This window comes from Marinobacter arenosus, assembly GCF_019264345.1.
Lineage (GTDB): Bacteria > Pseudomonadota > Gammaproteobacteria > Pseudomonadales > Oleiphilaceae > Marinobacter > Marinobacter arenosus.
Window position 1 is genome coordinate 482,630 of the sequence record NZ_JAHVAO010000001.1, and the last position, 12,279, is coordinate 494,908.

The 12,279-nt window shown below is 57.8% G+C and carries 19 protein-coding genes and 1 tRNA gene; 16 read left to right on the plus strand and 4 right to left on the minus strand.

Annotated elements, in window-relative coordinates; all coding sequences use genetic code 11:
• Positions 1-2 precede the first annotated feature (2 nt).
• The 6 genes from KXD86_RS02240 (at position 3) to KXD86_RS02265 (ending at position 4,952) form a co-directional block, all read left to right on the plus strand.
• Positions 3-887: a DUF1365 domain-containing protein gene (locus KXD86_RS02240; protein ID WP_218634462.1), complete on the plus strand. Its 885-nt coding sequence runs from the start codon at positions 3-5 to the stop codon at positions 885-887.
• Positions 875-2,149 (plus strand): SAM-dependent methyltransferase, encoded by a 1,275-nt coding sequence (locus KXD86_RS02245; RefSeq protein WP_218634463.1) that lies wholly within the window; start codon positions 875-877, stop codon positions 2,147-2,149. Before KXD86_RS02240 ends, KXD86_RS02245 begins: the two co-directional genes overlap by 13 nt.
• Entirely contained in the window at positions 2,146-2,667 is a 522-nt protein-coding gene (locus KXD86_RS02250) for a DUF2878 domain-containing protein (protein ID WP_218634464.1), read from the plus strand. The genes KXD86_RS02245 and KXD86_RS02250 overlap by 4 nt, the downstream gene beginning before the upstream one ends.
• Complete coding sequence (locus tag KXD86_RS02255; RefSeq protein ID WP_228739297.1) at positions 2,664-3,410, plus strand: hypothetical protein; 747 nt, start codon at positions 2,664-2,666, stop codon at positions 3,408-3,410. Before KXD86_RS02250 ends, KXD86_RS02255 begins: the two co-directional genes overlap by 4 nt.
• Before the next feature lie 81 nt (positions 3,411-3,491).
• On the plus strand, positions 3,492-4,304 hold the full coding sequence (gene xthA / locus KXD86_RS02260; RefSeq protein WP_218634465.1) for an exodeoxyribonuclease III: 813 nt from the start codon (positions 3,492-3,494) through the stop codon (positions 4,302-4,304).
• Positions 4,305-4,322: 18 nt separating this feature from the next.
• A complete protein-coding gene (locus KXD86_RS02265) occupies positions 4,323-4,952 on the plus strand; it encodes a TetR/AcrR family transcriptional regulator (protein WP_218634466.1) in 630 nt (209 codons plus the stop codon).
• 22 nt (positions 4,953-4,974) lie between these two features.
• Here the strand turns inward: KXD86_RS02265 and KXD86_RS02270 are convergent, their stop codons facing one another.
• Complete coding sequence (locus KXD86_RS02270) at positions 4,975-5,382, minus strand: phasin family protein (RefSeq protein ID WP_218634467.1); 408 nt, start codon at positions 5,380-5,382, stop codon at positions 4,975-4,977.
• 346 nt (positions 5,383-5,728) lie between these two features.
• On the opposite strand from KXD86_RS02270, the gene KXD86_RS02275 reads away from it, so the two are divergent.
• The 5 genes from KXD86_RS02275 (at position 5,729) to KXD86_RS02295 (ending at position 9,027) form a co-directional block, all read left to right on the plus strand.
• On the plus strand, positions 5,729-6,166 hold the full coding sequence (locus KXD86_RS02275) for a YeeE/YedE family protein (RefSeq protein ID WP_218634468.1): 438 nt from the start codon (positions 5,729-5,731) through the stop codon (positions 6,164-6,166).
• 4 nt (positions 6,167-6,170) lie between these two features.
• Positions 6,171-6,596 carry a DUF6691 family protein gene (locus tag KXD86_RS02280; RefSeq protein ID WP_218634469.1) on the plus strand — a complete coding sequence of 142 codons (426 nt, stop codon included), beginning with the start codon at positions 6,171-6,173 and terminating at the stop codon, positions 6,594-6,596.
• A gap of 100 nt (positions 6,597-6,696) precedes the next feature.
• Complete coding sequence (locus KXD86_RS02285) at positions 6,697-7,125, plus strand: protein tyrosine phosphatase family protein (RefSeq protein WP_218634470.1); 429 nt, start codon at positions 6,697-6,699, stop codon at positions 7,123-7,125.
• Positions 7,126-7,173: 48 nt separating this feature from the next.
• The gene (gene hemH, locus KXD86_RS02290) at positions 7,174-8,283 is read left to right on the plus strand and encodes a ferrochelatase (protein WP_218634471.1); all 1,110 of its coding nucleotides are present in this window, start codon (positions 7,174-7,176) and stop codon (positions 8,281-8,283) included.
• 3 nt (positions 8,284-8,286) lie between these two features.
• Positions 8,287-9,027 carry a 5-oxoprolinase subunit PxpA gene (locus KXD86_RS02295; RefSeq protein WP_218634472.1) on the plus strand — a complete coding sequence of 247 codons (741 nt, stop codon included), beginning with the start codon at positions 8,287-8,289 and terminating at the stop codon, positions 9,025-9,027.
• A 47-nt stretch (positions 9,028-9,074) separates the two neighbouring features.
• Here the strand turns inward: KXD86_RS02295 and KXD86_RS02300 are convergent, their stop codons facing one another.
• Together KXD86_RS02300 and KXD86_RS02305 are read right to left on the minus strand one after the other, a co-directional pair.
• Entirely contained in the window at positions 9,075-9,272 is a 198-nt protein-coding gene (locus KXD86_RS02300) for a hypothetical protein (protein ID WP_218634473.1), read from the minus strand.
• 132 nt (positions 9,273-9,404) lie between these two features.
• Positions 9,405-9,495 (minus strand) — tRNA-Ser (locus KXD86_RS02305).
• A gap of 208 nt (positions 9,496-9,703) precedes the next feature.
• Between KXD86_RS02305 and KXD86_RS02310 the strand changes: the two genes are divergently transcribed.
• From KXD86_RS02310 to KXD86_RS02330, 5 genes are all read left to right on the plus strand, one after another.
• The gene (locus KXD86_RS02310) at positions 9,704-10,402 is read left to right on the plus strand and encodes a Bax inhibitor-1/YccA family protein (RefSeq protein WP_218634474.1); all 699 of its coding nucleotides are present in this window, start codon (positions 9,704-9,706) and stop codon (positions 10,400-10,402) included.
• A gap of 91 nt (positions 10,403-10,493) precedes the next feature.
• Positions 10,494-10,910 carry a sulfurtransferase complex subunit TusD gene (gene tusD / locus KXD86_RS02315; RefSeq protein WP_218634475.1) on the plus strand — a complete coding sequence of 139 codons (417 nt, stop codon included), beginning with the start codon at positions 10,494-10,496 and terminating at the stop codon, positions 10,908-10,910.
• A 2-nt stretch (positions 10,911-10,912) separates the two neighbouring features.
• Positions 10,913-11,263: a DsrE family protein gene (locus KXD86_RS02320; protein WP_218634476.1), complete on the plus strand. Its 351-nt coding sequence runs from the start codon at positions 10,913-10,915 to the stop codon at positions 11,261-11,263.
• Between the two features lie 34 nt (positions 11,264-11,297).
• Entirely contained in the window at positions 11,298-11,579 is a 282-nt protein-coding gene (gene tusB / locus KXD86_RS02325; RefSeq protein ID WP_218634477.1) for a sulfurtransferase complex subunit TusB, read from the plus strand.
• Between the two features lie 3 nt (positions 11,580-11,582).
• On the plus strand, positions 11,583-11,909 hold the full coding sequence (locus tag KXD86_RS02330) for a TusE/DsrC/DsvC family sulfur relay protein (RefSeq protein ID WP_218634478.1): 327 nt from the start codon (positions 11,583-11,585) through the stop codon (positions 11,907-11,909).
• Between the two features lie 3 nt (positions 11,910-11,912).
• Here the strand turns inward: KXD86_RS02330 and KXD86_RS02335 are convergent, their stop codons facing one another.
• Positions 11,913-12,275, minus strand: a complete 363-nt coding sequence (locus KXD86_RS02335) for a hypothetical protein (protein WP_218634479.1) — start codon at positions 12,273-12,275, stop codon at positions 11,913-11,915.
• Positions 12,276-12,279: the final 4 nt, after the last annotated feature.

Consider the following 12,279-nt stretch of genomic DNA (forward strand, 5'->3'; position numbering starts at 1 on the left):
CAATGAACAGCCAATGGCTTGAAGGATCGGTTCGCCACCGCCGGATGTTTCCAGTGAACCACGAGTTTGAGTACAGCACTGGCATGCTGGCGCTGGATGTGGACGAGTGGGACCGGATCACCGACATCAGCCCGTGTTTCTCTTTGGAGCGCTTTAACTGGCTGTCGCTACGCCGGGCCGACTATTTCCAGCCAGGTGCCGGTTCGTTATCGGCAGCCGTCCGAGACCATGTCGAGAAGGCGACCGGCTGGCGGCCGGATGGCCTCGTCGAGCTGGTGACCCACCCACGCTATTTCGGATACGTGTTCAATCCGGTTAGTTTCTACTTCTGTTACGGCCACGAGGACAGCCCTCAGGACGGCGCAGTGCCCCGGGTAATCGTGGCCCAGATCACCAACACCCCCTGGAACGAACGCCACGTCTATTGTCTGGAAACCCTGCGTGAAGGCCCGAACACGTCGGGGTGGCGCACGGAACGGTTCGGCTTTAGCAAACGCTTCCATGTGTCACCGTTTAACGGCATGGAACAGCATTACCAGTGGACGTTCAGCTTCCGTGGCCCTGACCTCCGGATTCACATGAACGTACGGGAACAGGAAAAGAAGCATTTTGACGCCACTCTGGTAGTCCATCGCACCCCGCTCACCCGTAAAGAAGTACACAGGAGTCTTCGGAAGTTTCCGCTGGAAGCGCTCAAGGTGTCGGCCGGGATCTACTGGCACGCCCTGAAGCTCAAGCTCAAGGGCGCACCGTTTTACACCCATCCGGACAAACTGTCCGCAGACGACCCCGCCCACAGGCGGGGGGCAGACGATTCGGGACTGGAAGTTTCCAGTGCCGCAGACAACAACGAGAAACGTGGAAGGGTAAGTTCATGGAGAACCTGAATACCTCAGTTCAATCAACGGGTGACCAAGAACGTTCACGTTCTCCGGTCAGCCGGATCGCCAGAAGTCTGGTGATCCAGCAACTCAACCAGCTTCGCGACGGCATCCTCACCGTCTACGAGGAAGGCTGCGACGATCTGGTTTTCGGCGACGGCGACACCCAGTATCCCGCCGCCGAGCTGGTGATTCATGATCACAGTACCTGGCGGGACCTGCTCACCGGCGGCAGCGTCGGGGCCGCGGAGGCCTTCGTGAATGGCGACTGGACCACCCCGGACCTTGTGGCCCTGCTCCGCTTCTTCACCCGGAATGTGGACCGAATGAACGAATTCGAGGACCGGTTCAGCTGGGTCACCAAACCGGCCCTGAAAGGGCTACACTGGCTTAACCGGAATACCCGGGAAGGGTCCCGGAAGAACATCAGCGCCCATTACGACCTGGGCAATGACCTGTTCGAGCTCTTCCTCGACCCAACCATGATGTACTCCTCGGCGATCTACCCGAGCGAGGACGCCACGTTGGAAGAAGCCGCTACCCACAAGCTCGACACCATTTGCCGGAAACTGGATCTGCAGCCGGACGACCGGGTGATCGAAATTGGCACCGGATGGGGCGGGTTCGCGATCCATGCGGCCAAGCACTACGGCTGCCACGTAACCACAACCACAATCTCAAAAGAGCAGCTGGAACTGGCGAAAGCCAGGGTTTCGGAGGAAGGTCTCGATGACCGCATTACCCTGCTGTTCGACGACTATCGGGATCTCGAAGGCCGCTTTGACAAGCTTGTGTCCATTGAGATGATTGAGGCAGTCGGGCCGCAGTTCCTCGACAGTTATCTGGCTCAGATCAGCGCCCTGCTTAAACCCGATGGACTCGCCTTGATTCAGGCCATCAACATGCCGGAACAACGCTATCAGCGCGCCCTCAGGAACGTCGATTTCATCCAGCGTTTCATCTTCCCCGGCAGTTTCATCCCCTCCTTCGGCGCCATCCTCGATTCCATGAGGACCCAGAGCAACCTGGTGCTCACCCACGCCGAGGACATTGGTTTCCATTACGCGCGCACCCTGCACGACTGGTGCGAGCGGTTCATGGCGAACCCGGGAAAGCTTGAGGCGTTGGGCTATGACCGAGCGTTCCGTCGCCTCTGGGAGTTCTACTTCGCATACTGCGAGGCTGGATTCAGCGAACGCGCCATCGGCGTGTCCCAGATCGTGATGGCAAAACCGGGCAACAAACGACCGAACATCCTGAGCCTATGATCCAGTCCGAGACCGCCCGTAACATTCTTAACTTCGTTGTCTTTCAGGCCGGGTGGCTGATCTGCGTTCTCTTCCCGGGCATGGCAGCTGCGGGTCTGGTGCTGGCGCTCCTGGTCGTGCATTTCGTGCTGGTCAGCCAGAGACGGATGAGCGAACTCCAGTTCATTGGTCTTGGCACCGTCCTGGGCGCCTCCCTCGATCTGCTGTGGTTTCGTACCGGCATCCTCGCCGGCGTCGACGGCGACATCCTGCTGACGCCGCCGTGGCTGGTCGCGATCTGGGCCATCTTTATGAGCACCCTCAGCCACTCCCTGGACTGGATCAGTCGCAAGGCCTGGCTACCCTTTGTTCTTGCTCCCATTGCCGGCCCCTTTGCCTATTGGTCCGCCAGCAAGCTGGGGGCGGTTAGCCTGCCAGATCTGCTGCCGTCACTGACGGCGCTGGCAGTTGGCTGGCTGGTGGTGTTTCCCCTTCTGCTGTTTCTCAAAAGATCCCTGTACCCGGAGCTTCAGCAATGACCACGAATCCAGCCAGATTGATGATCGCCTCAGCGTGCTTCCTCGCGGCTCAAATGGGGTTTGCCGCGCAAATGAATTTTACCGGCACCGCCAGGACGGAAGCCGGTGAAACTCTCTATGTTGAGCAGCACCGGGTTACCGGCGTCTGTGAACAAGGGGTTTTCCGCCCCCGGCAACACGAGGTCGGCTACCAGGAGCCCGGTGGCGGTCGTGAGTTCGCCAACAAGGATCTCAACTACTCCAAATCGCTGATTCGGCCCGCCGTTAATTTCCGCCAGCCCCGATTCGACGAGTCCCTGGTTATCGACTATCCGGACGACGATACCCTGGTGGTCAACTGGCAAACTCCGGAAGGGGAAAACAAATCGTTCGACGTCCCCTTCTCCGACAGCGTTGTGGTCGACGCAGGTTTCGATAATTTTGTGCGACGCAACTGGCCGGCTGTGCTGAACAATGAGCCGGTGGCGTTCCGGTTCCTTGGTCCCACCCGTGGCGAGCACTATGAGTTTGTTCTCGAGGCCGCCGAAAGCTCCCAGGTCACTGCGGATCATGTTGTCCAGATTCGCCCCACAGGCGTGATCCTGCGCTTTCTGGTCGACCCTATCATCCTCGGTTACAACGCCCGCGGCGCCCTGACGGACTATTACGGTCTCACCAATATCCGCAAAAACAACGACACCAACTACACGGCCCATATCCAATACGCGGTGGAAAACTGGCCGGATTGTGAACTGACTCGCTGAAAGCGTCGCCACTGCCAAAGCCGCTCCCCATGACCATTGTGTTAAACTCGCGGCGGAGTCAACTCCGGAGAATCAGCACCCATGATGTTTGTGTCGTTCAACGTCAACAGTATTCGTACCCGTCTGCACCAGCTCGAAGCCGTCATCAATACCCTGAAACCCGACTTTATCGGCCTCCAGGAAACCAAGGTCCGGGACGAGGAATTTCCGGTGGACGCCATTCGTGAACTCGGTTACCACGTTCACTTCCATGGCCAGAAAACCCATTATGGCGTTGCACTGCTGTCCCGCCTTGAACCCGACACTGTCCTCAAGGGCTACCCCTGGGATGGTGAGGATTCCCAGCGACGCCTGATTACCGGCCACTTTACGGTGAATGGCGAACCGCTTACCGTCGTTAACGGATACTTTCCCCAGGGCGAAAGCCGGGATCACCCGGTAAAATTCCCCGCCAAGGAAAAGTTCTACGCGGACCTGATGAAATACCTGGACGACCTGAACCAGCGGGGCGGCCATGTGGTCGTGATGGGCGACATGAACATCTCGCCCACCGACAAGGACATCGGAATCGGGGCGGACAACGCGAAACGCTGGCTGCGCACCGGAAAATGCAGTTTCCTTCCCGAGGAACGGGAATGGCTCGGCAAAGTGGAAGCCCGTGGATACACCGACGTCTTCCGGCACCTGCATCCCGACGAAGCCGACACGTTCAGCTGGTTTGATTACCGCAGCAAGGGCTTTGAACGCGATCCCCGCCGTGGTCTACGGATTGATCTGATCATGGCCAGCAACAGCCTGCTACCCAAAGCCCGTGAAGCCGGAGTCTCGTACGACATCCGTGCCATGGAACGCCCATCCGACCATTGCCCCGTTTGGGCAAGCTTTGACCTCTAGGAGCTGGCCGGGCGCGACATGAAAAAAATCAAAACCCGCGACCGTATTCTCGACACCAGCCTGGCGCTGTTCAACAGTGTCGGCGAGCCCAATGTAACCACGCTGCTGATCTCCGATGAGATGGACATCAGCCCCGGCAATCTCTATTACCACTTCAAGAGTAAAGGCGACATCGTCGAGGAGTTGTTCGGGCGTTTCGAGGAGGAAATGCTGGATCTGCTGTCGGTACCGGAAGACGTCGACATCAGCCTCGACCAGCAGGGCTTCTTCCTGCACCTGCTGTTCGAGGCCATTGCCCGTTACCGATTCATTTACCAGGACCTGGTGAACGTGCTTTCCCGGTACGACCGGTTGCAGACCCGGTTCCGGCGTCTGCGCAAGAAAAAAACGGCGGCGTTTCTGGTGATCTGTGAGAGTTTCCGGCGGCAAAAGACCATGGAGATCGGATCGGAGCAGCTTCAGGCATTATGCGAACAACTGACGCTAACTGCTTGCTATTGGAGCAGTTTTGATACGCTATCTCACTTGGAGGACCGGGAATTCGTGAACCCTGGCCGGGGTGTCTACCAGATGATGCACCTTGTCATTCCCTATCTGGCACCGGATGAACAGGAGCACGCCCTCCTGATGAGCCGGGACTACCTCTAGGTCCGGGCCCCGGCCCGCAAGATTATTCTTCCTCGTCGTCTCCGCGAAGACGCTTTAACTCACTTTCGAGAGCCTGTATCCGCCGCTCCATCGCCTCGATCTCTTCCCGACGGTGGATACCAAGACGCCGAAGCGCACCCGACACACGCTCATCGAACAGGGTTTCCAGTTTATCCCAGGTGCCGGTGGCTCGCTCCCGGACATCGCCTACCCGGTCCTCAACAGACTTGATCTGTTTTTCAACGACGCCACGGGTCTTGTTTTCGAGCTGCTCGCCCTCCTGCACCAAACGTTCGAAAAAACGCCCCGTATCTTCTTCTGCCTTGGTGTATGCCCCGAGGCCAGCCAGCCATATCTGGCGCGCGGAATCCTTAATCTTGGCCGCCAGTTGCGGATCGTTTTCCGGCTTCTTGTCGTTTTCGTCAGACATGTAACAACCTCAGGGATAGAATAGTGCTGTGAACGCCCATTGTATTACACTGCGGAGCTGATTTCAGTCGGGCTGAAAGGCGCACAGCGAAAGGCCGCAGTATAAACAGGCATTCAATATGAAAAAATGTTTTCAAACGATCCGGGAAGTGGCTTGAAGTGTTCAAAATATGGTCAATACTTCCTGATACCGGTATCCCTGCTGATGCCGGTTTGTCTGGAAGTCTTTCATGGATACTACTCGCACGCCTCTGCCCGGCACCCTGTGCCGGGCTTTTTTTTGTTAATATCGCCCCCACTTATATGCTTATTCCAAAACTACGGTTTAACCACAGTGGAGACTCTGAATGATTGAGATTGCGTGGAGTAACTTTACGCCCTGGTCGGCGTTGGCGGGCGGCGTTCTGATTGGGCTGGCGGCCGCCAGCTTCTTGCTTCTTAATGGCCGGATCGCCGGCATCAGCGGAATACTCGGAGGCCTTCTAGTCCCGGGCCGGGGTGACATTGCGTGGCGCGTTGCCTTCCTAGCCGGGCTCATCGGCGCGCCTGCCTTATGGATCCTGGCCGCAGAACTGCCGCCCATTGAGATCAACGCCAGCTACCCGGCCCTGATCGTCGCAGGCCTGCTTGTGGGTATCGGAACCCGCTACGGTTCAGGCTGCACCAGCGGTCACGGTGTCTGCGGTCTGTCACGACTGTCCCTGCGATCCCTGGTCGCAACCCTCAGTTTCATGGGCGCGGGCTTCCTGACCGTCTACATGATCCGGCATGTGATGGGGGTGTGAGACCATGAGATTCAATATCGCTTCCCTACTGGCCGGGCTGCTCTTTGGCCTGGGACTCATCGTGTCCGGGATGGCTAATCCCGAAAAAGTGCTGGGGTTCCTCGACATTGCCGGACTCTGGGACCCATCCCTCGCGTTCGTCATGGGCGGTGCCATCCTGGTGGGCCTGGGCGCCTTCGCGGTGGCCCGTCGCCGGACCTTGTCGTTCCTCGGCTTTTCTATGAAAATCCCGAGCAACACCCACATCGACAAACGCCTGGTTATCGGTGGTCTCGCGTTTGGCGCCGGCTGGGGTATCGCCGGTTTCTGTCCCGGGCCTGGACTGGTGGCCCTCGGTGCCGGCGAGATCAAGGCTGTTGTCTTCGTGGCCTCCATGGTCGCGGGTATGGCGGTATTCGAGGTCATCGAGCGGCGTCGCATAAAAACCTGATCATTTCTGCTACTTTTTTTGGCCGCCATTCTGACAGCTGTCGAGCCCTGTGAGATCATGGCGGCAATTCCAAAGTCAGTGATTCCGGAGGCGTACACACATGGATATCCGAAAGATCGACGACACCATTTCGGTCGCACCACAAATCTCGGTTGACGATGTCGCGGAGGCAGCACGCCTAGGCTTCAAAACCCTGGTGGCCAATCGGCCGGACCATGAGGAATTTGGCCAGCCACCGATGGCCGACATTGAGGCCGCAGCTCGCCAAGCGGGCCTGGAATGGATCTATATGCCCGTTGAGTCGGGAAACATCACCGACCAGGACGTGGACCGGTTCGCTCCGATGATCCGGGACGCGGAGAAACCCGTATTGGCTTTTTGTCGCTCCGGCACCCGCTGCACGGTGTTGTGGGCCCTGAGCGCCGCCCGGGAAACACCCGCCCAGGAAATTTTTACCAAAGCCCGGAACGCCGGTTACGATATCAGCGGCCTGGCGCCGCGCATGGCACAGCAAGCCGCCAATAAGTAAACCGGCCTGGCCCCCTGCTCCCGACGACCAACCACCAGGATTCCCTCTATGCAGTTCAAAGGTTCTGAGAACTTCAGCCACAATCAACCCGAGCGCCTTGGTGTACTTGTCACCAATCTGGGCACTCCCGACGCCCCGACACCGTCGGCGCTTCGTCGTTATCTGGCTGAATTTCTCTCGGACCCGCGGGTCGTCGAGCTGCCGCGCCCACTCTGGTGGCTGATTCTGCACGGAATCATTCTTCGTATCCGCCCAAGACGCAGTGCCAAGGCCTACGCCGGCGTGTGGATGCCCGAAGGCTCCCCCCTGCTGATCCACACCGGAAAGCAGGCAGAAGGCATTCGGGAAGCCCTTAAGAAAACCTATGGTCCGAATGTCGTGGTTGGCTTCGCCATGCGGTACGGCAACCCGTCGATACCCAAGGTTCTGGATGAGATGCAGGCCCAGGGTGTGCGTAAATTGCTCGTGCTCCCGCTCTATCCCCAGTATTCGGCCTCAACGTCTGCGTCCACCTTTGATGCCATTGCCAAGGACTTCAGTAAGCGTCGCTGGTTGCCGGATCTCCGGTTTATTTCCCATTACCCGGACTTCCCGCCGTACATCGAGGCCATGGCCCGACACATCGAGGCCCATTGGGCTAACCACGGGCGCAACGACAAGCTTATCCTGTCCTACCATGGCGTTCCCTTGAAATACCTGATGAAAGGGGACCCCTATCATTGCGAGTGTCACAAAACGTCCCGTCTGTTGGCTGAACGCCTGGGGCTTGCCAGCGATGACTACCTGACCACATTCCAGTCCCGTTTCGGGAGAGAGGAGTGGCTCAAACCCTATACCGACGAAACGCTTAAATCTCTGCCTCAAAAAGGCGTAAAATCAATAGATGTATTCTGCCCCGGCTTCTCCTCGGATTGCCTCGAGACCGTTGAGGAGATCGACGAAGAAAACCGGGAATACTTCATGGAAGCCGGTGGTGAGGGTTTCAGCTATATACCGGCGCTTAACGCCACGCCGGGGCACATTGAGGCCCTGGTGAAGCTGATTGAGGAGAACCTGCAGGGGTGGCAGGTTCCGAAGAACAAACCGGAGAATCTGGCCAAGCGCCAAAAGCGGGCAGATGAACGGAAAGAGGCTACCTACCCTGACCGGGACATGTGAGCTATGAAGCTGAATTGCGATCTTGGGGAGAGCTACGGAGCCTGGGAGATGGGCCAGGATGAGGCGGTCATGCCCCTCATCGACATGGCCAATGTTGCCTGCGGCTTTCATGCGGCCGATCCCATGGTCATTCGTCGCACCGTTGCACTCGCCGCCGAACATGAGGTTGAAATCGGCGCCCATCCTTCTTATCACGACCTGGCCGGTTTCGGTCGACGCTCCATCGCCCATACCCCGGAAGAAATCCATGCGCTCATGCTCTATCAGCTTGGCGCCCTGGATGGCATGTGCAGGGCCGAAGGAACCCACATATCCTACGTGAAACCCCACGGCGCACTTAACAATGACATGATGCGCGACGACACCTTGCTGAGAGCCGTTGCCGAAGCCGTCGGCACCTATCGCCGCAACCTGCCGCTGATGATTCCGGTAACCTGCCGCTACCAGGAACAGCAGTCCCTGATAGAGAGCCTGGGGGTTCCGGTATTACTGGAGGCGTTTGCCGATCGTGCATACACCAATGAGGGGCTGCTGGTACCGCGAAAGCAGGAAGGCGCTGTGCATACCGATCCCGACATCATTGTCGGCCAGGCGCTGTCATTCGCTGAGCAAGGCGGTGTCAGGAGCATCCAGGGTCGCTGGCTTGATTTGCCGGCCCACAGCCTGTGCGTTCACGGGGATAATGAGAGTGCCCTGGCCGCATTACGTGCCATCAGGGACGCCCTGAAATCGCCGACGGTATAACCCTGTAACGGTGGCAGACCCAGTCGATTCACCAGGTACTCTACCCCTTACTTGTCAGCTTTATCGCCCAACTCCGGGAAGGACTGGCAGAAGGTGCATTCGCCCGTATCGACAGCAGCGCCGCCCGCTTCAACATACCTGACCTTCTGACTGGCATTACCGCGATTGGCGGAAACCGCATACCGACGATTCGTCCGAAGGTCCGGTCGTTCAACATTTCTGGAATCAGATGCTTCTTGGTTCACGGAAACCTCCCACTTGCCTTTAGAGACATACTGAAGCTTCAACCAAGGAAACCCAATACGCAGATACACGGGAGTGTAGAGACTCGAATCGTCTACAAAGGAGAGGTTGTACTAGGGAAAAGAGAAGAAAAATGGCGGTGGGCCAGGGATTCGAACCCCGGGAAGGCTATTAACCTTCGGCGGTTTTCAAGACCGCTGCATTCAGCCACTCTGCCAGCCCACCGTTTTTCCATTGCTGCCTTGCGACAGCGGTGAGCATGATACCGGAATTGCCTGCGCTGTCAACGCCCTGCATAAAACCCGCCGGAATTCCTCGCATTAACAGCTTTTAATGGAATCCACCCAGCAGTTTCCTGTCGTAAATGATTGAAAGTTGCGTTTCTGTCACTATGATGGAAGACAGTATCCAGACGTTCACAACGGAGAGCACAATGGAAGATAGACGATTCGGCGTTCAAAACAATCAGGGAGCCTATTCAGCCTCCCAGACGGAGCGCGCGACCACTGGCATCAGTGCAGATGCAATGAAGGTGCTTCGAAACACCTACATGCTTCTGGGCATGACCCTGGCCTTCTCGGCCCTGACCGCGTTCCTGAACATGAACGGCACCCATCCCGGGTTCCTGATCACAATTGTGGGTTACATCGGTCTTCTGTTTGCCACCTACAAGCTGAAAAACAGCCCATGGGGCATTCTGACCACCTTCGCGCTGACCGGTTTCATGGGTTACACCCTGGGCCCGATCATCGGGGCGTTTGTGGCAGCCGGCGCTTCCCAGATCGTTGCCCAGGCCCTGACACTGACAGCCGTAGCCTTTGTTGGCCTCTCAGCGACCGCCATCATCACCAAGAAGGACTTCAGCTTCCTGTCCAGCTTCTTGACTGCAGGCGCGTTCGTGCTGATCGGTGCCATGCTGTTGGCCTTCTTCATGGAGAGCTCCATTCTTCACCTGGCGGTATCCGCAGGCTTCACGATTTTCGCCTCCGTGATGATCCTGTTTGAAACCAGCCAGATCATCAAAGGTGGCGAGCGTAACTACGTGATCGCAACGGTTGGTCTGTACGTTTCAATCTACAACCTGTTCGTCAGCCTGCTTCACCTGCTGTCGGCATTTGGTGGCGAAGACTGATCCGCAAATCGGCTCTCGCTCAAACAGCCCCGGCTCTTGCCGGGGTTTTTGCTTTAGGTAAACTGAAAACTTTCCGGCCAGATGCATCACCATGACGAACCTTGAACCGCACTCCTTTACCCTGGTGATTACCGGAGCGCCCTATTCCACCCAGGCGCCACAAACGGCCCTGGCATTCGCCAGGGCGGCCCTGGACGCCGGGCACACCATTGACCGGGTATTCCTGTATGGCGATGGCGTTCACCTCGCCTCTGACCTTGTAGCGCCGCCATCCGACGAGCCACACTGGCCAAAGAACTGGGCCAAGTTCCTGGAGAAACACAACGTACCGGGCGTGGCCTGCATAGCTTCGGCGTTGAGACGCGGCCTGATCGATCCCTCAGAACAGAAACGCTACGAACTCAGCGCTTCCAATCTCATGGCGCCGTTCGCCATCGCCGGCCTTGGCGAATGGGTAGAGGGCAACGTCAAATCCTCCAGGACCCTATATTTCCACGGAGGGGTGTGAGAATGCCGACGCTTATCATCATTGACCAGCCTCCCTACGGCGCCTGGTCCGGCCGGGAGGCGCTGGACATGGCGTTTTCCCTGGCGGCGTTTGATCAGCCCGTCAGCTTGCTGTTTACCGGTGCCGGCGTTAACTGGCTTCGGAAAGGCCAGACGCCGTCCGCCATAGAGCAGAAATCCGTAGAGAAGAACCTGGCAGCCGCGCCCGTTTTCGGCATTGAGCAGATCCTGGCCGACCGAAATTCCTGCGAGCGTTACGGGATAACAGCCCCGGTGTTGACTGACGGGGTCACCCTGACCGATGCCAATGCCAATCTCCTGGCACAATTCTCCCAGACCGCGTTTGCAGGCTGACCCGGACACCGTAACGAAAACCCGGAACCCAAGAATGAATGAACTTCACACACTGCATATCCTGAACAAAACCCCGGACCACCCACGATTCAGCGAATGCCTGGGAATGCTGGGCCCCGATGACGCCATCGTGTTGATCGAGAATGGCGTGCTGGGCCTAGCCGCGACCACACACCTGAGCGCCGATCGGGTGTATGCCCTGGTTGCGGATGTCTCCGCTCGGGGCCTACCGGAGCAGAGCCACGACTCTACGCTGCTCGACTATTCAGAATGGGTCGACCTGACCCTCAGGGCGAAACGGGTAATCAGTTGGTGAAGCATGACTAAAGACACAGTTCCTGAGCGAAACAACGAGGGATTTCTGGAGGATGCCTGGGCATGGAACCGGGAGACCGCAGAGGAGTTAGCCTCGGAAGATGGCGTCAGCCTTAACGAAAATCACTGGGAAATCATTATGTTCCTCAGAGATTTTTACAAGGAACATGAAATGTCGCCACCCTCCAATCGGCTGTTTGTTAAAGCCGTGAAGGACGCCATGGGCGAAGAAAAAGGGAACAGTATTTACCTGATGCAGCTGTTTCCCGGAACGCCGGCCAAGACAGCCTGCCGTATTGCGGGCCTCCCCCGCCCGACAAACTGCCTTTGACCCTCAATCAGCGGAGCGCTGTTCCCGGCGCTCGGCCTCAGCTTTGCGCTCCAGGTCCGCCGCGCTCCCGAGAAAACTGCTCAGCCCATTCTCGAACAAACCCGAGCCAAACTTCAGGAACTGGCGGGTCGACTCCTTCACCGTCCCATCCAGAGCGCTTTCAGGCAGCCCTTTGATGGCTTCCTCGACGCCACGCTTCACGCCACGAGTCACGTTCGGCTCGATTTCCTGGGACGCCTGGATGAGTTCCGCCACCTTCCTGTCCAGATAGGGCCGGACAATCAGTCCCCAGAACCCAACCAGAACCAGGACTACCGTAACACCGGTAGCCAGCACCTGCGTCGCTATTGCCGCCCAAGCCGGCATGATT